We start from the raw sequence: 23,781 nt of genomic DNA on the forward strand, positions 1-23,781 counted from the left end.
CGTGATCAGACGAGCCCTTTGCCGGCGTCCGAGCCTTTGGCCGCCTGCCGCTTGTTGAGCATGTGGATGGTGCCGAGCGCAAGCGTGATCACCGCAAAGGACACCGCGGAGATGATGGTGCCGAGCGCATAGATGTCCGGGTTCGTCACGGTCGTGGTGAGGCCCTGGAGATCGAGCGGCAATGTATTCACCGCGCCGATCGCCTGGCTGGAGCGCGCGAGTTCGTCCCAGGACAGCGTGAAGCCGAACAGGCCGATACCGATCACCGAGGGCAGGATGATCGGCAGCACGACATGACGGAAGGCCTGCCACGGCGTCGCGCCGAGATCACGCGCGGCTTCCTCGAGCCGGGGATCGAAGCGGTTGAAGATCGCAAACATGATCAGGAGGCCGAACGGCAGCGTCCAGGTCAGGTGCGCGCCGAGCCCGGAGGTGAGCAGGCCCATCGAGGTCTCGAAACTCTCGTTCCAGTGCGCCTTGATCAGATCGTCGACGATGCGGAATTCGAGCGAGATCCCGAGCGAGGTGATGATCGAGGGCACGATGAGGCTCGCGATCGCCGAATAGAACAGAATGCTCTGCGCCTTGAACTTCCGGCGGAAGGCCATGCCGGCGGCGACCGACAGCACGACGGTGACGGCCATCACGATGACGCCGAGCAGCAGCGAGCGGCGGAAGGCCGCGCCGAGATCGACGATGCCGGTCCCCTGGAACAGCTTTGTCAGCCAATAGGTCGACACGCCGTTCATCGGGAAGGTGAGGCCGCCTTGCGGCCCCTGGAACGACAACACGTAGATCGCAATCATCGGGCCGTAGAGAAACAGCACATAGGCCGCGAAGAAGATCGCGAGCACGTAGAACGAGCGCGAGCGTCCTTCCTTCATCGCCTACAGCTCCTTCTTGATGTCGACGATGCGCGACATCATGGTGATGATCAGGAAGGTGATGACGAGCAGGATCACGGCATTGGCGGCCGCGGCCGGGAATTGCAGCGCGTTCACCCGCGTCTCGATGATCTTGCCGGCGGCCGCGATCTGCTGGCCGCCCATCACGCCGATGGTGATGAAGTCGCCCATCACGATGGTGATGACGAAGATCGAGCCGATCACGATGCCGGGTTTGGCGAGTGGAATGATGACGTTAGTCAGCGTCTGGAAGCCGGTGGCGCCCGCGTCATAGGCGGCCTCGATCAGCGACTTGTCGATCCGGATCATCGAATTGAAGATCGGCACCACCATGAAGAAGGTGAAGAGGTGAACCAGCGCCAGCACCACGGAGAATTCGGAGAACAGCAGCCATTCCACCGGCTGGTTGATCAGGCCTGTCTTCATCAGGCCGGAGTTCACCAGGCCATTGCGCCCGAGCAGCGGGATCCAGGCGATCATGCGGATGACGTTGGAGGTCCAGAACGGGATCGTGCAGAGCAGCGACAGTCCCATCTGCCAGGTCTTGGACTTGACGTGGAAGGCAAGGAAATAGGCGACCCAGAAGCCGATGAAGAGCGTGATGGCCCAGACCAGGAAGCACAGCTTCAGCGTCTTCAGATAGGTCTTGGCGATGGTGCAGAGATCGGGCAGCTGCGCGATGCAGCCTTCAAACGTGTCGGTGTAGCCGCGGCCGGAGAAGGCCGGCAGCAATTGATATTCGTTGTAGTCCCAGAACGAGACGATGACGACGAAGACGAGCGGGATCAGGAAGAAAGCGAGAAACACCAGCATCATCGGACCGGCCTGAAGCCAGGAGATGAAGGAGGGCGACAGGCGCGTCGGCTTTGCGGCGCGCGCTGTGCCCGACCCCGGGATCAATCCCGGGGCTGCCTGTTGCAGGATGTCTTCCGACGTATCCATCACGCGGCGATGAACTCGTTCCACTTGCGGACCATGTAGTCGTTCTCGTCCATCACGGCGTTCCAGCAGGCGACGCCGCCCATGCGGTCCTCGTAGGAGCCGCCGTCACGCACGGAGCCTGCCTTCTCCAGCAGCGAGCCGTCGGGCGCCTTGATGTCCTTCTCGGCCGGCTTGCCTTCCATCCAGTAAGCCCACTCGTAGGGCTCCATGTTGGCTTTCGCGGTCGAGAGCACGGCCGAGTAATAGCCCTGGCGGTTGAGGTACGCGCCGGCATAGCCGGACAGGAACCAGTTCACGAACTCATAGGCCCAGTCGAGCTTCGGACCCGAGACGCCCTTGGAGACGCAGAAGCCCGAGGCCCAGGAGCGATAGCCTTCCTTCAGCGGCTGGAAGGTGCAGGCGATGCCCATCGAACGCACCTTCGTCACCGCCGGCGACCACATCGACTGGATGACGGTCTCACCCGAGGCCATCAGGTTGACGCTCTCGTTAAAGTCCTTCCAGAACGCGCGGAACTGGCCGGCCTTCTTCGCCTCGGTCATCACCTTCATGGTGAGATCGATCTCTTCCTTGGTCATGTTGCCCTTGTCGGCATATTTGTACTTGCCGGTGGCTTCCACGACCATCGCGGCATCCATGATGCCGATCGAGGGGATGTTGAGGATCGAGGCCTTGCCCTTGAACTCGGGGTTGAGCAGCTCAGCCCAGGAGCTGATCGGGCGCTTGATGATGTCGGGGCGGATGCCGAGCGTGTCGGCATTGTAGACGGTCGGGATCAGCGTGACGAACTCGGTCGCCGACGTCGCGAACTTCTTGGAGTCCTTGCCTTCGAGATAGAGCACCTTCCACGGTGCGGTGCCCTGGCCGCCGATCTTCTTCCCGCCGGGCGTCTCGCCCTTGGTGAAGACAGGCGTGATGTTGTCGAATTCCTTGATCTTCTTGGCGTCGAGGGCAAGGATGTTGCCCGACGGCACGATCTTCTTCAGCGAGAAATATTCGATGTCCAGCACGTCGAAGGAATTCGGCTGGGTCATCACGCGCTTGGTGACGTCGTCGGTGGTCGCGGTGATGTATTCGATCTTGATGCCGGTGTCCTTCAGGCACTGCTTGGAGATGTCGTCGCCCTCGTTCACGGCGGTGCCGAGATAGCGCAGCACCTTCGGCTCGGCCGACATCACGTAGGGGAAGCCGGTGATGGCGCCGGAGCCGGCGGCAAGGCCCGCCAGACCCGCGGTGCTCTTGAGTAGCGTGCGGCGGCTGACGCCGGTCTTTTTGGTGGTCTCGGTCATTCCAGTCACTCCTCTGTGTTGCGCATTTTCTAGAGATGACGGCGCTATTGCAGACGTTGCGCCTTGGCGGGATCCCAGGTGGCCAGCACGCGATCGCCCGGACGGAACGGGTGGACGTCGAAGGCGGCTTCAGGAACGTGAGAGAACAGGGCGGTGCCGTCGTCGAGCGTGAGCGAGACGGCGACATAGGAGCCCTGGTACTCGGTCTGGGTCAGCAGCGCCGGCGCGCCGAACGCGCCGTCAGTGACCGGCTTGATGCCGAGCTGATCGGCGCGCACGGCGATGAGGCTGCCGGCGTCGCTGAGGACGTTGTGGCCGCCGATGAAGCGCGCCACGAATTCGGTGCGGGGGTGGTGGAAGATGTCACGGGCCGTGCCCTGCTGCTCGATCCTGCCCTGGTTCATCACCACGATGTGGTCGGCGAGCGCCATCGCCTCTTCCTGGCCATGAGTGACCTGGATGAAGCTGATGCCGAGCTCGCGCTGCAGCCGTTTCAATTCGCCGCGCATCCTCACCCGCAGGAACGGATCGAGCGCGGACAGCGGCTCGTCGAGCAGGAGGATCTGCGGCTCGGTGATCAGCGCGCGGGCGAGCGCGACGCGCTGCTGCTGGCCGCCGGAGAGCTGGGCCGGCAGGCGGCCGGCGTAGGGGCTCATCGCCACCAGCTCCAGCAATTCGCCGGCACGCTTGTGCCGCGTCGCGCGATCGACGCCGCGCATTTTCAGGGCAAACGCAACATTGTCGAGCACGCTCAGATGCGGAAACAGTGCGTAGGACTGAAACATCATCGCCGTGCCGCGCTTGGCGGGCTCGAGGTCGGTGACGTTCTGCGCGCCCAGGATGATGTCGCCCTCGCTGACCGCCTCGTGGCCCGCGACCATGCGCAACGTCGAGGTTTTGCCGCAGCCGGAGGGGCCGAGCAGGCAGCAATAGGTGCCGGCGGGAATCTTCAGATTGACGGTGTCGACCGCCAGCGTCGTGTCGTAGCGCTTGGTGACGGCGACCAGTTCGAGAGCGGCGGGAGTGGCCATGGTGTGTCCGGGACGATGTAGTGTTCCGCCTCTCTCCGCAAGGTCCGTGCCAACAGCGCAAATCTGGTCGAATCTAAAAACTGTGCAGCGGAGTCAGGTCGTTAGATCGAATTCGGCGCGGTTGTGCAGCGCACGGGCCGCGCAGGGATGTGCACACGAAATGGGCGGAGATTGTATAAAGTTTCGCCTGTGATTGGATACAGCTCGTCGATTACCATACGAGGCCAAACGTCGTCGACCAAGCCCTCAAACTCAGCCTTCGAACTAATGGCCGCCAAATCCCGCCCAAAATCCGATGCGCCCGACGTGAGCGATCGCGTCAGCCGGATCAGGGAGGGAGTGACTGCGGCGATCCTCGAGCATCGCCTGCTGCCGGGCACCAAGCTCGGCGAGGACGAGATCGGCGAGATCTATGGCGCGAGCCGCACGCTGGTCCGCACGGCGCTGCAGCAGCTCGCGCATGAGGGCATCGTCAACATCGAGAAGAACCGCGGCGCCTTCGTTGCGCGCCCGACGCCGGCGGACGCACGCGAAGTGTTCGAGGCGCGCCGCCTGATCGAGCCCACCATCGTCGATCACGCTGTCGATGCCGTCTCGCCCGCGTGGATCAATCGCCTTCAGCAGCACCTCACTGAGGAGCGCGAGGCCGAGCTGCGTGGCGACGCGCGCGCCTCGGTCCGGCTCTCCGGCGACTTTCATCGGCTCATAGCCGAGATGAGCGGCCACAGCATCTATCTCGGCTTCCTGAAAGAGCTGATCGCGCGCTCTTCGCTGATCATCCTGCTCTATCGCCGTCACGACACGCCGGCCTGCGGCACTGATCATCACGCCGAGATCGTCACCGCGATCCGCACGCGCGACAAGCAGGCCGCACGTTCGCAGATGCTGTCGCATCTGAACGAGATCGAGGCCGAGCTGTTCCTGAAGGATCCCGCCGCCGACGAGCTGCGGCTCGCGGACGTGCTGGGCGCGTAAGCGAGCCGCACGGCCTCCTAGGGCAGCGAAGATCCCTCGTTGCGTCTGACGATCTTCAGCACCAGCAGACCGGCGCCCAGGATCAGGAAGAGAACCCCGACGAAAGTCGTGTCGCCGGATTCGAAGGTCACGCCGACTGCGGTCAGCAGGCATCCGACGATGATCGCGAAGAGCCCGCCGAGCTTCTTGATGAGCAGGACGTGTCCGTCACTTGTTTGTGCCGCCATGTTACGCCTCATCACTTGTTGTCGCGCCTGCGTTCGCTGCCCCTGCTGTCATATCCCCGTCGAACAGGCTCCGCCCATCGTACGCTCGATCGCGCTGGTTGCAATCTTGCGTTGACCGCAAACGTTTCGTGGCAATTGCATTTAATTTGAGTTCGACGCTTGTGAGGCAGACGCACTTACTCAATTGCCTAAAATTCCCGAGGCGATCATCTGTTGCGATGCATCACCGTCGGAGTGGTATGGCTGAACTGCAGAATCGCCCTATAGTTGTAAATTGACTCCGCATCGACATCAGCATCAACTTGCTGCGCGCTTTGAGTTCTGGAGCGGAGCCGACACCAGGCGCACCGTTCCTCGGAGTAGTGCAATGGCGCCGCATGCCGTCGTCGAAGAGCGGGAGCCTGCGTATGTCTCGACCGGCCATCTGCCGGGTCCGGAGGCTGTGCAGTCGCTGGTGAACGAGGCGCAGCGACGCTTTCAATCAAACCGCGACGGTGAGAATTCGCAGGTCTATCCCGCGCTCGCGCGGGTGCCGAGCGAATTGTTCGGCGTCTGCGTCGTCGGCACCAGCGGGCGCGTCTATGGCGCCGGAGATGTCGACTACGAATTCTCGATCATGAGCGTGTCGAAGCCGTTCCTGTTCGCGCTGGTCTGCGAGACCATCGGGCCCGAGGAGGCGCGCGCAAAGCTCGGCGCCAACGCGACCGGGCTTCCATTCAATTCGCTCGCCGCGATCGAGCAAGGCAGTGGCCGCACCAATCCGATGGTCAATGCCGGCGCGATAGCGACGACCAGCCTGGCGCCGGGCGCGACTGCCGGGGCGCGGTGGACATTCATCCATGACGGGCTCTCGCGCTTTGCCGGCCGCACGCTGCCGCTCAACGAAGAGGTCTATGCGTCAGCCTCGCAGACCAATTTCCGCAACCGCAGCATCGCGCGGTTGCTGGAGAGCTACGGCCGCATCTATTGCGACGCCAAGGAAGCGACCGATCTCTACACGCGGCAGTGCTCGCTCAATGTGAGCGCCCGCGATCTTGCCGTGATGGGCGCGACGTTGGCCGATGGCGGCGTCAATCCGGTCACGAAGCAGCGTGTCGTCGATGCCTCGGTCTGCCATTACGCGCTCGCCGTCATGATCACCGCCGGGCTGTATGAGACGTCAGGCGACTGGCTCTACGACATCGGCCTGCCCGGCAAGAGTGGGATCGGCGGCGGCATCGTCGCGGTGTCGCCGGGCAAGGGAGGATTCGGCACCTTCGCGCCGCCGCTCGACGCAGCTGGCAACAGCGTCCGGGGACAGCTTGCCGCAAAGTTCCTGTCGCAGCGGCTGGGGATGGATCTGTTCGTATCGCAACCGGAACAGTGAATGCGCAAAAAAGATCGGCGGCCCGCTGGCCCGACCGATCGCAACGCCGATTAACGGGAGGACGCCATGGCCACGCAGACAATCTCGATCGGCGGCATCCACGGGGAAGTGCGCGTGTCATGGATTCCCATGATTTCGATCGCGCTCGGCCAGATGATCATGTCGTTCAACGTGGCCTCGCTGCCGGTCGCGATGGGTGGCATGGTCACGAGCTTCGGTGTCGCGCCGACCACGGTCGCGACCGGGATCGTGGCGTATTCGATGCTGGTTGCGGGCTTCGTGATGCTCGGCGCCAAGCTCGCCCAGCGCTTTGGCGCCTTGCAGGTGTTCCGCGGCGCGGTCGTGCTGTTCTTCGTCTCGCAGCTGATGATGACGTTCAGTCCGACGGCGACGGTCATGATCTCCGCGCAGGCGCTCTGCGGTGCGTCGGGGGCGGTCATCGTACCCTCGCTCGTGGCGCTGATTGCCGAGAACTATGCCGGTCGCCAGCAGGCAACCGCGCTTGGCGCGCTCGGCTCCGCGCGTGCGGCGGCCGGTGTGCTGGCCTTCGTGATCGGCGGCGTGCTCGGCACCTATATCGGCTGGCGGCCGGCGTTCGGCATCCTGATCGCCGCCTCGGCCATCGTGTTCCTGATGAGCTTTCGCCTCAAGCCTGATCGCGGCCGGCCGGACGTGCAGATCGACCTGGTCGGGGTGGCGCTTGCGGCGAGTGCGATCATTCTCATCAGCTTCGGCTTCAACAATCTGAACGGCTGGGGCCTTGCGGTTGCGACCGCAAATGCGCCGTTCGATCTGCTCGGCCTGTCGCCCGCGCCGGTCATGATCGTCGTCGGCATCGTGCTGGGTCAGGGCTTCCTGAGGTGGACGCACCGGCGCCAGGCCGCCGGCAAGACGCCGCTCCTGGCGCTCGAGGTGATCGACTCGCCGGAGGAGCGCTGTGCGGTTTTTGCTTTGTTCGCGGTGGTCGCGCTCGAGGCGGCGCTGAACTTCACCGTGCCGCTCTATATCCAGATCGTGCAGGGCCGTTCGCCGATCGCGACCGCGGTGGCGATGATGCCGTTCAACCTCACGGTCTTCTTCTCGGCGATGCTGATCGTGAAAGTTTATGAGCGGCTGACGCCGCGGCAGATCGGCCGCTACGGCTTTGCGCTCTGCACCGTCGCGCTGGTCTGGCTTGCTTTTGTTGTGCGCAACGACTGGAGCGAGGTTCCCGTGCTGCTCGGGCTCGTCCTGTTCGGCATCGGACAGGGCTCGCTGGTGACCTTGCTGTTCAACGTCCTGGTGACGGCATCGCCGAAGACGCTCGCCGGTGACGTCGGCTCCCTGCGCGGCACCACGCAGAACCTCGCCGCAGCGCTCGGAACGGCGGTGGCGGGGGCACTGCTGGTCGGCCTGCTCAGCACCATTGCGCTCGGCAAGATCACGGCGAGCCCGATGCTGACGCCGGAGCTCCAGGCGCAGGTCGATCTCGGCAACATCACCTTCGTCAGCAATGACCGCCTGCGCAGCGTGCTCGAACGCACCAGCGGCACGCCGGAGCAGGTCGCGGAGGCCGTCCGCGTCAACACCGAGGCGCGGCTGCGTGCGCTGAAGATCGGACTGTTGGTGATGGCGGGTCTCGCGCTGATCGCGATCATCCCGGCGGGACGGCTGCCGAACTACCTGCCTGGCGAAATTCCGAGCGATGAGGCTGCCGGCGTTGGCGCTAACGAAGGGAGGACGTCATGACGACTTACGATCACAGCGCGCCGATGGGCGCGACCGGCCTGCCGCAACCGTCCCGCTGGGTGTGCGTGCTGCTGGGTCTCTTCATGGTGTTCGCGGGACTGATGGTGCTGGGCGACGTTGCCTTCTTCACCGTGATCAGCGCGCTGTTCATCGGCTGGATGGCGATTGCCACCGGCGCCTTCGAGATTTTTCACGCGTTCTGGACCAAGGGCTGGGGCGGCTTCGTCTGGCAGGTGGCGCTCGGCGTTCTCTACATCGCCTTTGGCATTATTCTGATCAGCCAGCCGCTGACCGGCGCGCTGCTGCTGACCTATGTGCTTGGCCTCGCGCTTCTCGTCTCCGGGGTGGTGCGCATGCTGATCGGCTTTGGCCGCTGGCGGCAGGGCGGCGGCATCATGCTGGCGTCCGGCCTGTTCGGCGTGCTGGCCGGTCTCATCATTCTCACCGGTTTTCCGATGACCGGGCTCTGGGTGCTCGGAATGCTGCTCGGCATCGATCTGTTGTCGCATGGCATCGGCTGGCTGACGTTTGCGTGGCGGCCCGTGGCTGCAACTGCATAACAACGGTCGGGGCGGAGACTGAATATGTTGGGATTGAAGGCGCGGGCCGGGCTCGCGGTGCTGCTTGCAGGGCTTCTCTGCAGCGCGTCGCCAGCACCGGCCCAGCAGGATTCTGCCGTCCTGTTCCGCGACGTCAAAATCTTCGTCGGCAAGAACGGAACGCTCTCAGCCGCGTCCAATGTCCTGGTCAGGGACGGGAAGATCGAGAAGATCTCGACCGCGGATATCAGTGCTACCGGCCAGGTGATCGACGGCGGCGGCCGCGTGCTGATGCCGGGGCTAATCGATGCGCATTGGCACGCAATGTTGGTGCGCCCGACGCCGATGGCCGCGCTCGCAGGCGATATCGGCTACAACAATCTGCTCGCCGCCGGCGAAGCGACCGCGACGCTGATGCGCGGCTTCACCACGGTGCGCGACATGGGTGGGCCGAGTTTTGGCCTCAAGCAGGCCATCGACGAGGATCTCGTCGCAGGTCCCCGCATCTATCCGTCCGGCGCCATCATCACCATCACCGGCGGCCACGGCGACTTCCGCCAGCTTTCCGACTTGCCACGCACCATCGGCGGCATGCTCAGCCGCATGGAGCGGATCGGCGGCAGCATGGTCGCCGACAGTCCCGACGAGGTGCGCGTGCGCGCCCGCGAGCAGCTGATGCAGGGTGCTTCCCAGGTGAAGCTCACCGCGGGCGGCGGCGTGGCCTCGCCGTTCAGCCCGTTGGACGTCTCGACCTTCACCGAGCCCGAGCTGCGCGCCGCCGTCGAGGCCGCCGACAGTTGGGGCACCTACGTTGCCACCCACGCCTATACGCCGGTCGCGATCCAGCGCTCGATCGCCGCCGGCGTCAGATGCATCGAGCACGGCCATCTCATGGACGAGGCGAGCGCAAAGCTGATGGCTGAGAAGGGGATCTGGCTGAGCACGCAGCCTTTCCTGGATCTGTCCGGCGCCGCCGCGCTCGGGCCTTCGGAACAGGACAAGATGCGGCAGGTGGTTGCCGGCACCGACCGCGTCTATGCGCTGGCAAAGAAATACCACCTCAAGACCGCATTCGGCACCGATGTCCTGTTCTCGCAGGCGCAAGCGGAAAAGCAAGGCTCGATGCTGGCCGCGCTGACCCGCTGGTACACGCCGGCCGAAGCGCTGGCCATGGCGACGTCGACCAATGCCGAACTCTTGAGCCTGTCGGGCCTGCGCAATCCCTATCCCGGTAAGCTCGGCGTGGTGGAGGAGGGTGCGCTCGCCGATCTCCTGCTGGTCGACGGCAATCCGCTCGACAACATCGCGCTCGTCGAGGATCCCGCGAAGAACTTCATGGTGATCGTGAAGGGCGGCAAGATCTACAAGAACATCCTCACGCACTGAAGGCTGTCGCCAAAAAAGTTGCGCCCAGCCATTGGGGGATGGCTGGGCGCGCGCGAACCGGTCTGGGACGGGGAGGGGTGGGGATGTGACCGGGTCGCGTAACTCGTTGTCTCGTTCCTACTGATCGACTTACTGGTCTCTTGCGCTGGCGGTGGAGACCGCCGGCTTGGTATCGCCGAGCGAAACCCAGACGTTGGGATCGGCCTGCGACTGGCGCTTGACGAAGCGGTAGCCGGTCTCCGTCCAGGCAACGACGCTCTCGTTCTGATTGTCGAGAACGAACTCGCCCTTGTCGGTCTTCACCGTCAGCACCGCGTGTCCTTCACCCTTCTTGTCGCGCACGACGGTGATGAGCAGGGCCTCGCGCGGCCATCCGGCATCAATCAGCATCTTGCGCTTCAACAGCACGTAGTCTTCACAGTCGCCGTAACCATCGGTCGGCAGCGACCACTTCTCGATCACGCCCCAGTGGTCCTGGTCGGTCAAAGGCTTGATCGTCTCGTTGACCCAGCGATTGACCTTGGTCAGGTCGCGCCACGCGGTCTGCGACATCGCGATGTCGCGCGGTTGCGTCGGCCCGCTCTGACACTGAGCGGCATTCTCTGCGCAAAACTCGACCCAGCCAATCGGCGCACGCGCGGTGTCGCCGAGGCTTGCGTAGAGCAGACGGCTTTCACCGGCCTGCGCTGCCGCGCTGATCCCGAAGAGCATGGCAGCAAGTGCCAGCGCCTTCCCCTGTGCCCTGAAGTCCAACATTGCGGCCCCCGTTTCTTGTTGGGACCACGTTTCGCACGGAGCTTTTGAGTTGGCGCTAAGTCAGCCAAGTCAAGTCGAGATGAATGCAAGTAAAAGGCGCAGCGAATTCGATCTATACTTGAATCGAATTCGAATAAAATTTGAGAATACTGCAATCGATTCAAATTGTAGGGATTAACGCGGAAACGCTGGCGGAAGTGCTGTTTCCATCCGCGCAGGGGCCGTGCGTTAACCTGCGTGATACCGCATCCGGACGCAAAAAAAGCGGCATCCGTATCGCGGAGGCCGCCTTTGAGGCTGAGAAAACCGGGGTTTTGGCGTTGTCGCGCTTTACCGCGCGGTAACGCTCTCTTCGAGTGTCTCGATCGGCTGCGAGTGCAAGAACTCCAGCGCGAAGCCGTCTTCGAGGTTTCGGACCACACGGCCCTGGACCCGGCCGAGCAGAACCGTCGATTTCAGCGGCGGACGGTTCTCCGCGGCGATGGCAGCACCCGACAGCGAGAGGTCGATGATGCGGCAGGTCATCTTGGTGCCGTCCTCGAGCGTCAGCACCGCGATCGGGTTGCGCGGCACGATACGGTCGTGGCGGCGGTCCTCGGGCAGGTTGAGGATGTCGCGGTTGGCGAGCCAGGTCAGCTGGGCCGCCAGCTTGTCGCGCTTGCGCGGCGTCGCGCCGACCGTCATCGCAAAACCGTTGTCGATGATCCGGGTGATCTTGCCCTCGACCCGGCCGATATGGTCGAGATAGGCGACCACGCGGTCGCCGACATTGCCGATGCCGGGCGCCAGCAGCGCGAGCCCGCCGGGCGACATGTTGATCACCTGGCAGGGGAATTCACGGCGATCCGGCAGCATGTAACGGCCGAGCAGGTGCACCTTCACCCGCTGGAAACGCCGACGCTCCTCGGCGGCCGGAAGAAATTTTTTGTTCGCCAACGCCATTTTCACTACCCGACCCCCCGCCCGGGCGGCCTCCGGCACGACCCTAAGGTGTATAGGGTTAATGCCGCGTTATGATTTGGCGCGGCGAACACGCACCGACACGATGCGTTCAAATAGCCACATCAGCGGCGGGCAGGCCAAAACCGTCAACGCGCCAAGGTCGAGCGCGACCGCCGCGGTCCCCGCCGATTTGGCCAGCCACCCCGCCACCGCCGGCCCCAACATCATCGCGCCATAGAAGAGGGTATAGAACACGCCCATGCCGATCGCCCTGGTCTCCGGGACGAGCACGCGGGCGGCGAGACTCATGATCGGGCCGGCCGGATGGCCGCCGATCAGGCCGATCAGGACCAGGATCGTGATCACGCCATCCGACCGGGTCAGCCAGGCCAACAGGGCGGCCACCACGAGGCTGGCCGCGATCGCCAATGTAAAGGGCCGCTTGAAGCGATCGGCGAGGTACCCGCCCGCCGGCACCGAGATCACCGACAGCCACATCACGACGCTGATCGCCGAGCCTGCCGCCGAAATGCTCCAGCCGCGCTCGGCGAGCAAGGAGGGGCCGAACGAGAAGATCATGGCGAAGCCGACATTATAGAGGCCCCAGATCAGCCCAGCGACGATCACCGCGAGCAGTGCGAGCGGATCGAGCCGGCCTGATCCGGCTGCGCTGACTGTTACGCTCGGCGGCGGTTGGTAGAGCATGATGAGTGCAACGCCAATCGCGCTCAGTGCACCGGTCGCGGCGAACACGGCGCCGGCGCCATAGGCGGTGCCTATCGCCGGCAGCACCAGCAGCGAGATCGCAACGCCCGCCGGCCAGGAGTTGACGAAGATCGCCATCGCGGTTGCAATCTCCTTACCGGCAAACCAGTCGGTGCCCATCTTCGTGAGCTGCACCGTCAGCAGCACGCCGCCGGCGCCGGAGACGAGCCGGCCTGTCAGCTGCAGGCCCCAGATGTCGGTGGTCGCCATCACCAGGCTGCCCGCCGTCATCAGCAGCAGCGCCGCGATCGTGGTCGGCTTGTCACCGAGCGTTCGCCCGATCGCGCCGCCCGGCAGCGCCAGCACCACGCCCGGGGTGAAATAGAGCCCGATCAGGATGCCGATATCGGCGAGCCCGACGCCGAAGGTCTTTTCAAGCAGCGGCGCAACTGCCGCCACGCTCTGAAACTGGAACGCGATGGTGAGCCGAACGACGAACAGGATCGCAAGAATAGCCCAGCGATTGCGCAATGCCCGATCTCCCCGGCCGTTGCGAAGAGCGTGCTGTGGCAGTGCTCCGGAGTCAACCGGCTGCGCCGGACTGCTTTCGTCCTCAGCCATGAGTGCAGCGACATTCGGATTTTTCTCTTCCGGCATGTGTTGCGCTCAAGCGGGCCACGAGACCCGCGCTTGGCACGACCACGCATCTCACATACGCTTCGCCTCACGCCCGGACCAACAATCATAACAGAGGGGCGGCGAGGAAACAGCCATGGAACAGATCCGCGTCTGCACCCACGCAGGGCCGGGCGCAGAGCCCGTGATCAAAACCGTGCCGTGGCCGACGGTCGGCCGGAAGGGTGCGCTGATCAAGATCGGTGCGTGCGGCGTCTGCGGCACCGATTTGCATATCCTGAAAGGCCATTGGCCGAAGCCGCTGCCTTGGCCGTTCACGCTTGGCCACGAGATTGGCGGTGTCATCGTCGAATGCGGCGACGAATTTACTGAGGATTTCATGAGCAAGCCGCTCAAGGTCGGATCGAAGGTGATGATCCCGCCGCTGATGCCGTGCGGCCGCTGCTATTACTGCATTCATTATCCGCAGACCGCCAACAAATGCCTGACGCCGGTCTATTACGGCCGCTATCTCGGCTTCGACAAGGCGCCGCACATGTGGGGCGGCTGGGCCGAATATGTCTATGTCGATCTCGACATGTTGCCGGGCACCAAGATCTACAAGCTGCCCGACGACATGTCGCTGCGCCTTGGCGCGCTGTCGGAGCCGCTGACCTCCTGCATCCGCGCCTTCAACCGTGCGACCCGCGCCGGCGGCTTCACCTGGGCCGACACGGTGGTGATCCAGGGCTCGGGCCCGATCGGCATTTTGGCGGTCGCGGCCGCAAAAGAGATGGGGGCAGGGCGCGTCATCTGCGTCGGTGCGCCGGAGGAGCCGCGGCTCAAGCTCGCGCGCGAGTTCGGCGCGGAAGCGACCGTGAACATCGAGCAGATCACATCGCCGCAAGATCGTATCGCGCGCGTCCGCGAGATCGTCGGTGGCTTCGGCGCCGATCTGGTGATGGATTGCTCGGGTCATCCGACCGCCGGCCCCGAAGGCATCGAGATGCTGCGTGACGGCGGCACCTATGTCGAGATGGGCCAGTTCACCGATGCCGGCTCGATCGAGACCTCCTGGCACCGCGTCTGCACCAAGGACCTCAACGTGCTGGGGTCCTGGGGCTTTACCGGCAACGATCTGCCGCTCGGTGTCGACATGCTCTACCGCACCCGTGACAAATATCCCTGGTTGAAGATGCAGACGATCTATCCGTTCACGGAAGCGGGCGTGGCACAGGCGGTGAAGGACGCGATGGCGATGAAGACGGTGAAGTCGACCATCGTGCCGTGGCCGGAATTGGTGGAATAAGATTGTAGCCCGGATGGAGCGCAGCGTAATCCGGGGCGGGCGATCCCGCATTCCGCTCTGCTCCATGCGGGCTACGATTTGGAGTTTGGAATGAAGGGCGAAATGACGAGCGAACAGACAACAGGAGCCAACCCGCGCACCCACTCGCCCTTCAGCGCCATCCGCGCGATCGACTACACCGTGATCTTCGTGCGCGACATGGCCGCGATGCGCCGCTTCTATGAGGACGTGCTCGCCTTATCCCCGTTGCGCGAGCTTTCGCCGAACTGGATCGAATACGGGTTGGGCAGCAACACGCTCGTCCTGGCGCGACCAAGCCGGACCGCGGCGGATGCGCCGATGCCAGTGGGGAGCGCCTCGCTGCAACTGGCCTTCAGGGTCTCCGCAACCGAGGTCGATGCCTGTGCTGACGAACTCGTGCGGCAGGGCGTGCCGCTGCTGTCGTCACCGACAAACCAGCCGTTTGGGCATCGGACGCTGTTCTTTCGGGATCCCGACGGCAATCTGCTGGAGGTCTATGCCGAGATATGAGTTGGGCCGGGGCAAACGCCCAAAAAGTTCCTCAGGGAATCCGCGACTTATTCACGTCGCGGTGAAACTTAGGCCCCAGTTCCGGCTTTCAGTTCACGGGAGAGTTATTGTGAAGCGAATCCTGAAACCCATCACCTACGTCCTGGCCGCCATCTACTTCCTGGTGGACGCGGTGTTCATGGCCGTGGCGATGCCAATCTCCCGCTGGCTGGCACGGCATTTTGTGTTTAAGCGGCTACGGGCCTGGATCAAATCGCTGCCGCCTTATCCGTCGCTTGCGCTGTTTTCCGTGCCCGTGATCATTCTGGAACCGATCAAGCCGTTGGCCGCGTACCTCGTCGCGACCGGTCAGTTCCTGAGCGGTATGGCGGCGTTTGTCGGCTGCGAGCTGCTCAAGCTGGTGCTGGTCGAGCGCCTGTTCCATCTCACGCGGGACAAGCTGATGCGGATTCCAGCGTTCGCGTGGGGCTACGGTAAGTTCACCGCGATGAGGGCATGGCTGCAGGCCACCGAAGCCTGGCGCGCCATCCGCGCCCTGAGCCAAGCCGCGAAGGACTTTGTCGTGCGGGCCAGAGCAAGGCTGGCCGGCGGCTTCAGCAGGCTCGTGACATCAAGGGATTAGAGCCGCGCCTTATGCGAGCTTGCGCGCTGCGGCGGTGGCCTTGTCGCCGGTGTTCGGCGTGCCGCTCGGCTCGATCAGCATGAGATGAACCTCCTCGCGGGCCACCGGGCGATGCTCGACGCCTTTGGGCACGACGTAGAGCTCGCCAGTTCCGAGCGTCACGGTGCGGTCCCGCAATTCGATGTCCAGCTGGCCTTTCAGGACGAGAAAGAAATCGTCGGTGTCGTCGTGCTTGTGCCAGGTGAATTCTCCCTTCACCTTCACCACCATCACGTCGCAATCGTTGAAGGTCGTGATCGTGCGCGGCGACCAGAAATCATTGAAGGTCGCGAGCTTGTCGGCAAGAGATATGCTGTCGGCCATGTTTTACCCGTATCCTGTTCTCTCAACGCCAAGCCTAATGCCTGCGACCGTCTCGCTTATGCACGAGACACGTGAGCAGAGACGCACTGCCAACGTCCATCCCGGAATTGCCAGTCGTCCGTGTACCGGCCAGCTCCTTCGGAGCCGTCCGGCTTGCGATAGCTGGTGCGTGGCGCAATTTAGGCGAGATGACCGCAAAAGTCCGCCGTTCCGGGCCAAAAAGCGTGCCGGAGGCTTCAAAGCGCGTCAAAAAGCGCCGGTTTGAGCATCCCGGGCATGTTCACCCTGTCGCCAATGCCATGCATCAAAGCCATGGTGGTTTGGCCGCTTCTGGCGTAAAGAGCGTCCAAATCAAAATCATGATGGGTGTGACCGGGCCTTCTGCAGTGACTGCAGCATCACTCCCCTCGGCTTTCCGTTCCGCGCCCCCGGACCAACCAAGGTTTTCCATCCCGTGTCCTTTCCGGCCCTGACCCCGCCGCTCGCCCGTGCCTTGGCTGAGCGCAATTACGATTCACCAACCCCGGTTCAGCTCGCCGTGCTCGGCGAGGATGCCCTCGATCGCGACCTGCTGGTGTCGGCCCAGACCGGCTCGGGCAAGACCGTCGCGTACGGCTTGGCGATGGCCAAGGATCTGCTCGATGGTGCCGAGCGGTTCGAGCAGGCCGGTGCACCTCTGGCCCTGATCGTCGCGCCGACCCGCGAGCTCGCCTTGCAGGTCCAGCGCGAGCTCACCTGGCTCTATGAGCATGCCCGCGCGCGCGTCGTCTCCTGCGTCGGCGGCATGGATCCGCGCCGCGAGCAGCGCGAGCTGGCCGCGGGCGCCCACATCGTCGTCGGCACGCCCGGCCGCTTGTGCGACCATCTGCGGCGCAACCGCCTCGACATCTCGGAATTGAAGGTCGTTGTGCTCGACGAAGCCGACGAGATGCTCAATCTCGGCTTTCGCGAGGACATGGAGTTCATCCTCAAGACCACGCCGGAGACGCGGCGCACCCTATTATTCTCGGCGACGTTTCCGCGTGGCATCGTGGCGCTGGCCAAGCAGTATCAGCAGGGCGCGTTTCGCATCGAGGTTGCGGGCGACGAAGGCGGTCACGCCGATATCGAATATCGCGCCATCCGGGTTGCTCCAGGTGATGTCGAGCACGCGGTCGTCAACGTGCTTCGCTTCTTCGAAGCGCCAAGCGCGCTGGTGTTCTGCAACACGCGCGATGCCGTCAGGCATTTGCAGGCGGCGTTGCTGGAGCGTGGTTTCTCGGTGGTCGCTCTCTCCGGCGAACTGACCCAGAACGAGCGCACCACAGCGCTCCAGTCGTTGCGGGACGGACGGTCCCGCGTCTGTGTGGCGACCGACGTCGCCGCGCGCGGCATCGACCTGCCGAGCCTCGACCTCGTCATTCACGCGGACTTGCCGAACGACCCCGAGGTCATGCAGCACCGCTCAGGCCGCACCGGGCGCGCGGGCCGAAAGGGCACGAGCGTCCTGCTGGTGCCGCCGATACGACGGCGGCGTGCGGAGGTGTTGCTGAATTTGTCCGGCATCGAGGCGAACTGGGGCACGGCGCCGCAGGTGGATGAGATTCGCAAGCTCGATCATGACCGCATGAAGGACGTGTTGTTCACCGAGGAGACGACCGCCGACGATCTCGAACTGGCGAAGGCCTTATTGGCAGAGCGGTCCGCCGAGGATATCGCCGCGGCGCTGGCGCGGCTTTATCGCGCGCGGCTGCCGTCGCCTGAAGATATCATCGATCCCGGCGAGCGAAGCAGCCGGCCGCGCGATGATCGTCACCGCGACGATCGCGCACCGCGTGGCGACGATCGCTCTGAGCGACCTCGTGCCAAATCGGGCAAATCGTCGCCGAAGCACGTCATGGCGGAGCCCACCGTCTGGTTCCGGGCTGCCATCGGCCGCCGCAAGAATGCGGAAGCGCGCTGGCTGTTGCCGATGATCTGCCGCCGCGGCGGCATCGACAAGCGCGACATCGGGGCCATCAAGGTCATGGACACCACCACCGAGTTCGAGATCTCCGAGCGCGTTGCGGAATCTTTCGCCGCCAAGGTCAAGCGTCCGGACAAGGAAGACAGCATCCGCATCGAGCCGATGACGGGCGCACCGCAAGCACAGGCGCCGACGGAGAAGCGCGCACGCGCTCCGGAGCGCGAGGAAGGTGACGACGATCATGTTGTCCGCCGCCGCGACAATCCCTGGAACCCGAACGGGCCGAAGCAGCACGACAGGCCGCGGGGAAAGCCAGAGGCCAAGCACCAAGGCAAGCCGCACGCCAAACCTCACGCCAAACCTCACGCCAAGCCTCACGCCAAGTCTCACGACGACGGGAAATTCGGCAAGCCGGCGTTCGGCAAGAAGAACAAGAAATTCGGAGACAAATCCGGTGACGCCAAATATGCGCCATCGGTCACCGAATGGCCGGGTGCTTCCGCGAAGAAGGGTAAGAAGAAGCGCCGCAGCTGAACTGCCGCGGGATAGGCGGCTATTGGGTGAGCTCGCGCAGCATGTAGGTCGCGCTCTCGCCATAGCACGAGAGTTTGTCGCGCAGCGCCGCATCCGGTGCGACGCCTAGGAAGCCGAGACGCTCCCACAGCGGTCGCGTGCCGTAGACCGAGACCAAAGCAAGCGTCGTGATGGCTGATGATCGCGCGAGGTCTTCGATCTCCGCGACATAAACGCGCGCCACGCCGCCGCGGAAGTCGGGCAGCACGGCGACATCGTGCACATAGAGACAGTCCGCAGCATCGGGCAGTCGGTCGAGGAACCCGTCGAGCGGCGGAATCTGTTGCTGTATCCAGGGATGCGCGAGGCCGTAGCCGGAGATCTCGTCACCTGCGACGAGCACGTAACAGCCGTCCGGATAGAGCCGCATCTTTTCCGCAAATACTTCGGGGCGTTCGGGGAGATCGGGATGAATTCGCGCCGCGATCGCGCTGATCGCGTCGAGGTCGGTTGTGCGCGCGTGGCGCCAATGCGGCTTGCTCATCTCAATTGTTCCGTATCAACCAACGCAATTTATTCCGTCGCGCTGCTGTGCGCAGCCAAAAATATCTTTGCGCCATTCTGAGGAATAGCGCGCGCGGTGCGGCGTCCTACCCATGCGAACCAAATTTGCGAACCAAATTTGCGAACCGGATTTGCAAACCAAATCTGCAAAGCCAATTGCATGACAGGAGACACCATGACGACTTCCTCGATCCGCCTCGCGCTCACGCTTGTTGCGTCGCTTGCGATGACCTCGGCTGCCTTCGCGGCGCCGCCGACCAAGACCGGCAAGACCGACAAGGGCAACGTCCTCACCGACGCCAAGGGCATGTCGCTCTACACCTTCGACAAGGACATGGACGGCAAGTCGGCCTGCAACGGCCCGTGTGCGACGAACTGGCCGGCGCTGAAAGCCGAGGCCAGCGATGCCGCCGACGACGGCTACACCATCATCACCCGCGACGACGGCTCCAAGCAGTGGGCCCACAAGGGCAAGCCGCTTTACACTTTCGCGAAGGACACCAAGCCCGGCGATATCACCGGCGACGGCTTCCTGAATGGCGCCTGGCATCTGGCGATGCCGTGATGGATCGATAGTACGGAGCCGGGCATCGCCGGTGCAGGCGATGTCCGGCGCCAACGCCGCCACTGATCTCAAGTTGGCGCATACGATTGCAGCAACTTTAAAGAGGCGGGACGCGGTCTGCGCCGCATCATCGCATGATTCGAATTAAATCAAGCCAAGAGTCCGAAAGCGAACCGAAGCTTCGACTGTCGTTGGCCATAGTTGGCTCCGGCAGGGGGCGAGAGCGGCACAGCCGCAACGGCATCCCACCAACGTGAAAAGTAGGAGCACTGGTGTCCCGGTGCAGCAAGCACCTGGACGCGTCGGGGAGTCTTCAATCCATTATCTAGTTTCGCTTGAAAGGATGAAAGCCCGTGAATGATGCGAATGTGAAAGCCGAAACGAATGCCGCTCCGCTGAATGGAATGGCCAACGGAAGCGCAAAGCTCCCATTCGACGTACCCTTTTTCAACATCCAGACGATTTTCGGTAATCTCGCTGAGCCGGCCGCCGCGCGGGCCAAGGCGAATTTCGAGCAGATGAAGGCGACTTCTGAAGACATCACCGGCGCTCTCTACGACGCCTGTTCGACCACTGCCAAACATGCCGCCGAGTACGGCACCAAGGTCATCGAAATATCCAACACCAGGACCACCTCCACGCTGGACTTCCTCTCCCAGCTTGCGGATGCGAGATCGTTTGCGGATCTCGTGAACCTCTCCACCGCCCACAGCCGCAAGACCTTTGAAGCGGCTTCCGCCCAAAATCGGGAGCTTTGGGACCTGACCCAAAAGGCCGCGATCGAGACGACCGAGCCGATCAAGAAGAGCTTCAACCGGGTTCTGCACAGGACTGCTTGAAAGCGACCGGCCGCGTGGATCGGCTGGACGAGCGTCTTCGCCAGAAGAGACGCCGTCCAGCCGATGGCGGCCATCCCTCGCCGTGAGGTGATGCCAAGCTGGAGGAAATCAGGATGGGTATGGTGATGATCAAGTGCCCGGAAACGGGAAGCGTCATTCCGACGGGCATCGAGATGGATCGCGAAAGGTTTCGATGCAGTGCAGTGTTCTTTTCGCGGACATATTGCCGGATGTGCGCGGCGACGCACGAGTGGTTCGCCAAGGAGGCCTGGGTCTACGAGTCGGCCTTGGCGAACGGGAAGTACGGGGGCGGGGAGTCGTTCGGCGCCGGCGCGGCGTGAAGGAGCCTCAAGGCATCCTGCGAAACGATCCGATCGATCCTGCGGCTCATCACCTTGTAGCACTCGCATGCGACGACCTCGAGTCGCCGCCTGTCGATCTCGAGTTGACCGCGCCGACTGGATTTCAGGGCCCTTGACGTTCGAAGTGCGCCCACGACGTGCGTGACCGTGGTACGCCGGACGCCGAGCAATTCCGATAGCGTCTCCTGCGTCAAGGGCAGAACGTCACCGCCATCCGTCCGGTCGTGAATGTGAAGCAGCCAGCGGGCCAGGCGGGCTTCGACGGAGTGCAGCGCATTGCAGGCCGCGACGTGCTGGATTTGTGTCATCAGCGCCCTGGCGAGAAGCTGAACTAAATTTCTGAGGGCGGGACTGCGTTCGAGCGCCGTCTGAAATCGCGCGGGCGAGATTTGCAACGCGGTGCCGGCGACGCGGACGACCGCCGTCATGGGTGAGCGGTGCGGGCCGAGCGCCGTCATAAGTCCGACGGCGCCGTCGTTGCCGATCACGGCGGTTGCGGCCGTCTGTCCGTTCGGCAGCTCCATGATGAGGGCGATAGCGCCGCTGCAGGGGAAGCAGAGGTGATCGATCCGGTCTCCCGATCGAAGCAGGACTGCGTCGTGCTGGAGCGGTACCTTGCGCAAATGCGGTGCAAGCAAAGCGAAGTCGGCCGGCGGTAAAGCAGCTAACAGGCGATTACCAACTCTGGTCGCGTGCTCCATCACGGGTAATCGTCCCTCGACGGAAGCGGCTAGGAACGCATCGTCTGCGGCCGAGCCGCGCTGCCGTGCAGATACTCGCCCGGCAAACAAGCAAACGTACCGAAGGGGGTAAGGTTCCGTTGAGGGATCGCAGGACTGCAGGCCGGCGCGTCCGATCGCCATCTGATTCAGAGGCGACGGTCGGGCCGTTTTGCACACGCTGCGCACGGCACGAACGTTGCTCTACCGCAGCCCCTCATACACCATCAGCCCGCGAGCGATCTGCAATTTGCGGATGGCGCGCGGCAGCAATTTCTCCGGCTGATGCAGATAGCGCCAGGAGGTGACGGTGAACGGGCCAAGCGCGCCGCATTCGTCGTCGAACGGCGCAAGCACGCCGGTCACGCTCACCGGCGTGTGCGGGCGGGCGTTGAAGGGCAGCAGCAGCAGCTCGAGATGCGCCTTGCTGCCGTCCTCGCGTGTGGCGGTGAGACCGGCGACGGCGCCCAGCGTCTCGTCGGCGACGATGGTCGCGATCTCTTCGATCTCGCCGCGGCTCGCTTCGGTAAATAGCGCAGCAAAGCTCGCGTCCTTGAGATCGCAGCCCGCGAGCGCGCAGACGCGGGTGCCGGCGACGCGGAACGGAAAGCCGAGCTTCGGCTCGCAGGACAGGACGAAGATGTCGCCGAGCAACTCGCGCACGGCGGCGGGGTCGATATCGGCCCGATCAGGGGCTCGCGCGCTGCCGCGCTTCCTGTCCCAATACGCGAAGAATGCGCGGCTCGACCGATGTTTCATGACTGACGCTTACCCCGGGGCCGCACCATGTGGGACAAAGCTGTCCCGCTTCAGTGCACCTGAGATCCCTGTGTTGTTGTGCAGCAGGGGAATTGCAGCGTCCATGCCGCGGGGGCGTTTTTGGCCTCGCACGGGCCGACTTTGCGGCGTTAACGTTAAATTAACTATGCGCTTTGCCGTGGCGGCGCGGCTGCTATGGTGATCGCGGTCGCAAGCCTCGCCGCTTTCTTCCAGGTTCTCGGCGAGGCCTGTACACGGGCGTCAAACAGTTTGGTCACTGGCCGCGGGGAGGGGTGGGGATACTCCTTGTTCCTCCGCAGTGCCGGCAAGATCGACACGGACAGGCAGGGCTTTCCCAGGGCCCTGCCTTTTCCTTTTGTGCACTTGCGCAAGGCCGGTAAAGGCGACTATCTCCAAGCCGTTGCTTCGATCGCGCCTGAAAGCGAAACCGCCTTGGATTCCCCGCCACAACCACCGTCAGACCAGCCGGTCGTCCTCGAAGAGGTCGCCCCGCGCGAGCCGATCCTGACGCTGCCGTTGCCGCTGACCGCCTATGTGGTCCTGCTGGCGGTGATCCATCAGCGGGTGCTGCTGCCGGCGGAGCTGGAGAACTGGACCATCGACGTCTTCGGCTTCATCCCGAAGCGCTACGATTCCTCGCTGGTCAATTTGCAATTCGAGGGCGGCGCCGGTGCCAAGGTCTGGACCTTCGTCACCTATTCGCTGCTGCATGCCAATCTCACCCATCTCGCCTTCAACGTGCTGTGGCTGCTGCCATTCGGCAGCGCGCTCGCGCGGCGCTTTGGCGCGGTGCGCTTCCTCGTGTTCCTGGCGGTGACGGCCGCCGCCGGTGCGCTCGCCCATCTCGTCACCCATGAGCACGCGGTGGTGCCGATGATCGGCGCCTCGGCCTCGGTGTCGGGCGCGATGGCGGCGGCGATCCGGTTCGCCTTCGTGCGCGGCAGCTTCCTGTCGTTCAGCCGTTCGGACGCCGATACCGCCGCAAAGGTTCCGGCACTGCCGCTGTTGCAGGCACTGCGCGACCGGCGCATCGTCGGCTTCCTGGGCGTGTGGTTCGCCCTCAACATCATCTTCGGCGTCGGTGCCATCGGCGTCGAAAGCGACACCGCGGGCGTCGCCTGGGAGGCGCATTTCGGCGGCTTCTTCGCAGGGCTGTTGCTGTTCGCGCTGTTCGATCCTGTGCCGCGTGTGCGAAACGATGATGCTGCGGATGCGTCATCGCAAGACATTACAGGCGGGATTTGAAGCGGCGCTTGCGGTGCG

Annotated in this window: 26 protein-coding genes; 13 read left to right on the top strand and 13 right to left on the bottom strand. The window is 63.8% G+C overall.

Features of this window, described 5'->3' with window-relative positions; translation table 11 throughout:
- Positions 1 to 5 precede the first annotated feature (5 nt).
- Genes JJC00_RS15795 through JJC00_RS15810 form a run of 4 tightly spaced genes read right to left on the bottom strand, consistent with a single transcriptional unit; the run spans position 6 to position 4,167 of the window.
- Positions 6 to 884, bottom strand: a complete 879-nt coding sequence (locus tag JJC00_RS15795) for an ABC transporter permease (RefSeq protein ID WP_200473449.1) — start codon at positions 882 to 884, stop codon at positions 6 to 8.
- A gap of 3 nt (positions 885 to 887) precedes the next feature.
- Positions 888 to 1,847 carry an ABC transporter permease gene (locus JJC00_RS15800; protein WP_200473450.1) on the bottom strand — a complete coding sequence of 320 codons (960 nt, stop codon included), beginning with the start codon at positions 1,845 to 1,847 and terminating at the stop codon, positions 888 to 890.
- On the bottom strand, positions 1,847 to 3,136 hold the full coding sequence (locus JJC00_RS15805) for an ABC transporter substrate-binding protein (RefSeq protein WP_200473451.1): 1,290 nt from the start codon (positions 3,134 to 3,136) through the stop codon (positions 1,847 to 1,849). The genes JJC00_RS15800 and JJC00_RS15805 overlap by 1 nt, the downstream gene beginning before the upstream one ends.
- Positions 3,137 to 3,180: 44 nt before the next feature.
- Positions 3,181 to 4,167 carry an ABC transporter ATP-binding protein gene (locus JJC00_RS15810; RefSeq protein ID WP_200473452.1) on the bottom strand — a complete coding sequence of 329 codons (987 nt, stop codon included), beginning with the start codon at positions 4,165 to 4,167 and terminating at the stop codon, positions 3,181 to 3,183.
- Between the two features lie 267 nt (positions 4,168 to 4,434).
- On the opposite strand from JJC00_RS15810, the gene JJC00_RS15815 reads away from it, so the two are divergent.
- A complete protein-coding gene (locus tag JJC00_RS15815; RefSeq protein WP_200473453.1) occupies positions 4,435 to 5,142 on the top strand; it encodes a GntR family transcriptional regulator in 708 nt (235 codons plus the stop codon).
- Between the two features lie 17 nt (positions 5,143 to 5,159).
- Here JJC00_RS15815 and JJC00_RS15820 read toward each other — a convergent pair whose 3' ends face one another.
- Positions 5,160 to 5,369 carry a hypothetical protein gene (locus tag JJC00_RS15820; protein WP_200473454.1) on the bottom strand — a complete coding sequence of 70 codons (210 nt, stop codon included), beginning with the start codon at positions 5,367 to 5,369 and terminating at the stop codon, positions 5,160 to 5,162.
- A gap of 367 nt (positions 5,370 to 5,736) precedes the next feature.
- Here JJC00_RS15820 and glsA point away from each other — a divergent pair, with 367 nt between their 5' ends.
- The 4 genes from glsA (at position 5,737) to JJC00_RS15840 (ending at position 10,388) form a co-directional block, all read left to right on the top strand.
- Positions 5,737 to 6,735 (top strand): glutaminase A, encoded by a 999-nt coding sequence (gene glsA, locus JJC00_RS15825; RefSeq protein WP_200473455.1) that lies wholly within the window; start codon positions 5,737 to 5,739, stop codon positions 6,733 to 6,735.
- A 66-nt stretch (positions 6,736 to 6,801) separates the two neighbouring features.
- Entirely contained in the window at positions 6,802 to 8,463 is a 1,662-nt protein-coding gene (locus tag JJC00_RS15830; RefSeq protein WP_246774224.1) for an MFS transporter, read from the top strand.
- A complete protein-coding gene (locus tag JJC00_RS15835) occupies positions 8,460 to 9,023 on the top strand; it encodes an HdeD family acid-resistance protein (protein WP_200473456.1) in 564 nt (187 codons plus the stop codon). The genes JJC00_RS15830 and JJC00_RS15835 overlap by 4 nt, the downstream gene beginning before the upstream one ends.
- A 24-nt stretch (positions 9,024 to 9,047) precedes the next feature.
- Complete coding sequence (locus tag JJC00_RS15840; protein WP_200473457.1) at positions 9,048 to 10,388, top strand: metal-dependent hydrolase family protein; 1,341 nt, start codon at positions 9,048 to 9,050, stop codon at positions 10,386 to 10,388.
- Positions 10,389 to 10,517: 129 nt separating this feature from the next.
- Here the strand turns inward: JJC00_RS15840 and JJC00_RS15845 are convergent, their stop codons facing one another.
- Positions 10,518 to 11,144, bottom strand: a complete 627-nt coding sequence (locus JJC00_RS15845) for a transglutaminase-like cysteine peptidase (RefSeq protein WP_200473458.1) — start codon at positions 11,142 to 11,144, stop codon at positions 10,518 to 10,520.
- Between the two features lie 140 nt (positions 11,145 to 11,284).
- On the opposite strand from JJC00_RS15845, the gene JJC00_RS15850 reads away from it, so the two are divergent.
- Positions 11,285 to 11,488: a hypothetical protein gene (locus JJC00_RS15850; RefSeq protein WP_200473459.1), complete on the top strand. Its 204-nt coding sequence runs from the start codon at positions 11,285 to 11,287 to the stop codon at positions 11,486 to 11,488.
- On the opposite strand, the gene JJC00_RS15855 is transcribed toward JJC00_RS15850, so the two are convergent.
- Positions 11,475 to 12,086: a PilZ domain-containing protein gene (locus JJC00_RS15855; RefSeq protein WP_027536189.1), complete on the bottom strand. Its 612-nt coding sequence runs from the start codon at positions 12,084 to 12,086 to the stop codon at positions 11,475 to 11,477. The genes JJC00_RS15850 and JJC00_RS15855 overlap by 14 nt on opposite strands.
- Positions 12,087 to 12,155: 69 nt before the next feature.
- On the bottom strand, positions 12,156 to 13,322 hold the full coding sequence (locus JJC00_RS15860; protein WP_200473460.1) for an MFS transporter: 1,167 nt from the start codon (positions 13,320 to 13,322) through the stop codon (positions 12,156 to 12,158).
- A gap of 241 nt (positions 13,323 to 13,563) precedes the next feature.
- Here JJC00_RS15860 and JJC00_RS15865 point away from each other — a divergent pair, with 241 nt between their 5' ends.
- The 3 genes from JJC00_RS15865 to JJC00_RS15875 all read left to right on the top strand — a co-directional run bounded on the left by JJC00_RS15865 (position 13,564) and on the right by JJC00_RS15875 (position 15,868).
- Positions 13,564 to 14,715 (top strand): zinc-binding dehydrogenase, encoded by a 1,152-nt coding sequence (locus JJC00_RS15865; RefSeq protein WP_200473461.1) that lies wholly within the window; start codon positions 13,564 to 13,566, stop codon positions 14,713 to 14,715.
- 90 nt (positions 14,716 to 14,805) lie between these two features.
- Positions 14,806 to 15,246: a VOC family protein gene (locus JJC00_RS15870; RefSeq protein WP_200473462.1), complete on the top strand. Its 441-nt coding sequence runs from the start codon at positions 14,806 to 14,808 to the stop codon at positions 15,244 to 15,246.
- A gap of 109 nt (positions 15,247 to 15,355) precedes the next feature.
- Positions 15,356 to 15,868 carry a hypothetical protein gene (locus JJC00_RS15875; protein WP_200473463.1) on the top strand — a complete coding sequence of 171 codons (513 nt, stop codon included), beginning with the start codon at positions 15,356 to 15,358 and terminating at the stop codon, positions 15,866 to 15,868.
- Between the two features lie 9 nt (positions 15,869 to 15,877).
- Here JJC00_RS15875 and JJC00_RS15880 read toward each other — a convergent pair whose 3' ends face one another.
- Entirely contained in the window at positions 15,878 to 16,231 is a 354-nt protein-coding gene (locus tag JJC00_RS15880; protein WP_200473464.1) for a cupin domain-containing protein, read from the bottom strand.
- Between the two features lie 454 nt (positions 16,232 to 16,685).
- On the opposite strand from JJC00_RS15880, the gene JJC00_RS15885 reads away from it, so the two are divergent.
- A complete protein-coding gene (locus JJC00_RS15885; RefSeq protein WP_200473465.1) occupies positions 16,686 to 18,710 on the top strand; it encodes a DEAD/DEAH box helicase in 2,025 nt (674 codons plus the stop codon).
- Positions 18,711 to 18,729: 19 nt separating this feature from the next.
- On the opposite strand, the gene JJC00_RS15890 is transcribed toward JJC00_RS15885, so the two are convergent.
- Both JJC00_RS15890 and JJC00_RS15895 read right to left on the bottom strand, forming a co-directional pair.
- Positions 18,730 to 19,233, bottom strand: coding sequence for a GNAT family N-acetyltransferase (locus JJC00_RS15890; protein WP_200473466.1), 504 nt, complete (start codon positions 19,231 to 19,233; stop codon positions 18,730 to 18,732).
- Between the two features lie 29 nt (positions 19,234 to 19,262).
- Complete coding sequence (locus tag JJC00_RS15895) at positions 19,263 to 19,430, bottom strand: hypothetical protein (RefSeq protein WP_200473467.1); 168 nt, start codon at positions 19,428 to 19,430, stop codon at positions 19,263 to 19,265.
- Between JJC00_RS15895 and JJC00_RS15900 the strand changes: the two genes are divergently transcribed.
- The gene (locus tag JJC00_RS15900) at positions 19,429 to 19,818 is read left to right on the top strand and encodes a COG4315 family predicted lipoprotein (RefSeq protein WP_200473468.1); all 390 of its coding nucleotides are present in this window, start codon (positions 19,429 to 19,431) and stop codon (positions 19,816 to 19,818) included. The genes JJC00_RS15895 and JJC00_RS15900 overlap by 2 nt on opposite strands.
- A 353-nt stretch (positions 19,819 to 20,171) precedes the next feature.
- The gene (locus tag JJC00_RS15905) at positions 20,172 to 20,657 is read left to right on the top strand and encodes a phasin (protein ID WP_200473469.1); all 486 of its coding nucleotides are present in this window, start codon (positions 20,172 to 20,174) and stop codon (positions 20,655 to 20,657) included.
- A gap of 274 nt (positions 20,658 to 20,931) precedes the next feature.
- Here the strand turns inward: JJC00_RS15905 and JJC00_RS15910 are convergent, their stop codons facing one another.
- Together JJC00_RS15910 and JJC00_RS15915 are read right to left on the bottom strand one after the other, a co-directional pair.
- Positions 20,932 to 21,723 carry a Crp/Fnr family transcriptional regulator gene (locus JJC00_RS15910; RefSeq protein WP_200473470.1) on the bottom strand — a complete coding sequence of 264 codons (792 nt, stop codon included), beginning with the start codon at positions 21,721 to 21,723 and terminating at the stop codon, positions 20,932 to 20,934.
- A 219-nt stretch (positions 21,724 to 21,942) separates the two neighbouring features.
- A complete protein-coding gene (locus JJC00_RS15915; protein WP_200473471.1) occupies positions 21,943 to 22,497 on the bottom strand; it encodes a PAS domain-containing protein in 555 nt (184 codons plus the stop codon).
- A gap of 453 nt (positions 22,498 to 22,950) precedes the next feature.
- Here JJC00_RS15915 and JJC00_RS15920 point away from each other — a divergent pair, with 453 nt between their 5' ends.
- On the top strand, positions 22,951 to 23,763 hold the full coding sequence (locus tag JJC00_RS15920; protein WP_200473472.1) for a rhomboid family intramembrane serine protease: 813 nt from the start codon (positions 22,951 to 22,953) through the stop codon (positions 23,761 to 23,763).
- Positions 23,764 to 23,781 lie beyond the last annotated feature (18 nt).

It is taken from the genome of Bradyrhizobium diazoefficiens (assembly GCF_016616885.1).
GTDB lineage: Bacteria > Pseudomonadota > Alphaproteobacteria > Rhizobiales > Xanthobacteraceae > Bradyrhizobium > Bradyrhizobium diazoefficiens_F.

Excerpts from the sequence above, each read along its gene's own strand:
- JJC00_RS15855 (WP_027536189.1), bottom strand. The coding sequence starts at position 12,086 with ATGGCGTTGGCGAACAAAAAATTTCTTCCGGCCGCCGAGGAGCGTCGG.
- JJC00_RS15795 (WP_200473449.1), bottom strand. The coding sequence starts at position 884 with ATGAAGGAAGGACGCTCGCGCTCGTTCTACGTGCTCGCGATCTTCTTC.
- JJC00_RS15835 (WP_200473456.1), top strand. The coding sequence starts at position 8,460 with ATGACGACTTACGATCACAGCGCGCCGATGGGCGCGACCGGCCTGCCG.
- JJC00_RS15805 (WP_200473451.1), bottom strand. The coding sequence starts at position 3,136 with ATGACCGAGACCACCAAAAAGACCGGCGTCAGCCGCCGCACGCTACTC.
- glsA (WP_200473455.1), top strand. The coding sequence starts at position 5,737 with ATGGCGCCGCATGCCGTCGTCGAAGAGCGGGAGCCTGCGTATGTCTCG.
- JJC00_RS15820 (WP_200473454.1), bottom strand. The coding sequence starts at position 5,369 with ATGGCGGCACAAACAAGTGACGGACACGTCCTGCTCATCAAGAAGCTC.
- JJC00_RS15830 (WP_246774224.1), top strand. The coding sequence starts at position 6,802 with ATGGCCACGCAGACAATCTCGATCGGCGGCATCCACGGGGAAGTGCGC.
- JJC00_RS15845 (WP_200473458.1), bottom strand. The coding sequence starts at position 11,144 with ATGTTGGACTTCAGGGCACAGGGGAAGGCGCTGGCACTTGCTGCCATG.
- JJC00_RS15865 (WP_200473461.1), top strand. The coding sequence starts at position 13,564 with ATGGAACAGATCCGCGTCTGCACCCACGCAGGGCCGGGCGCAGAGCCC.
- JJC00_RS15800 (WP_200473450.1), bottom strand. The coding sequence starts at position 1,847 with ATGGATACGTCGGAAGACATCCTGCAACAGGCAGCCCCGGGATTGATC.
- JJC00_RS15840 (WP_200473457.1), top strand. The coding sequence starts at position 9,048 with ATGTTGGGATTGAAGGCGCGGGCCGGGCTCGCGGTGCTGCTTGCAGGG.
- JJC00_RS15900 (WP_200473468.1), top strand. The coding sequence starts at position 19,429 with ATGACGACTTCCTCGATCCGCCTCGCGCTCACGCTTGTTGCGTCGCTT.
- JJC00_RS15880 (WP_200473464.1), bottom strand. The coding sequence starts at position 16,231 with ATGGCCGACAGCATATCTCTTGCCGACAAGCTCGCGACCTTCAATGAT.
- JJC00_RS15815 (WP_200473453.1), top strand. The coding sequence starts at position 4,435 with ATGGCCGCCAAATCCCGCCCAAAATCCGATGCGCCCGACGTGAGCGAT.
- JJC00_RS15915 (WP_200473471.1), bottom strand. The coding sequence starts at position 22,497 with ATGAAACATCGGTCGAGCCGCGCATTCTTCGCGTATTGGGACAGGAAG.
- JJC00_RS15870 (WP_200473462.1), top strand. The coding sequence starts at position 14,806 with ATGAAGGGCGAAATGACGAGCGAACAGACAACAGGAGCCAACCCGCGC.
- JJC00_RS15890 (WP_200473466.1), bottom strand. The coding sequence starts at position 19,233 with ATGAGCAAGCCGCATTGGCGCCACGCGCGCACAACCGACCTCGACGCG.
- JJC00_RS15810 (WP_200473452.1), bottom strand. The coding sequence starts at position 4,167 with ATGGCCACTCCCGCCGCTCTCGAACTGGTCGCCGTCACCAAGCGCTAC.
- JJC00_RS15895 (WP_200473467.1), bottom strand. The coding sequence starts at position 19,430 with ATGGTGTCTCCTGTCATGCAATTGGCTTTGCAGATTTGGTTTGCAAAT.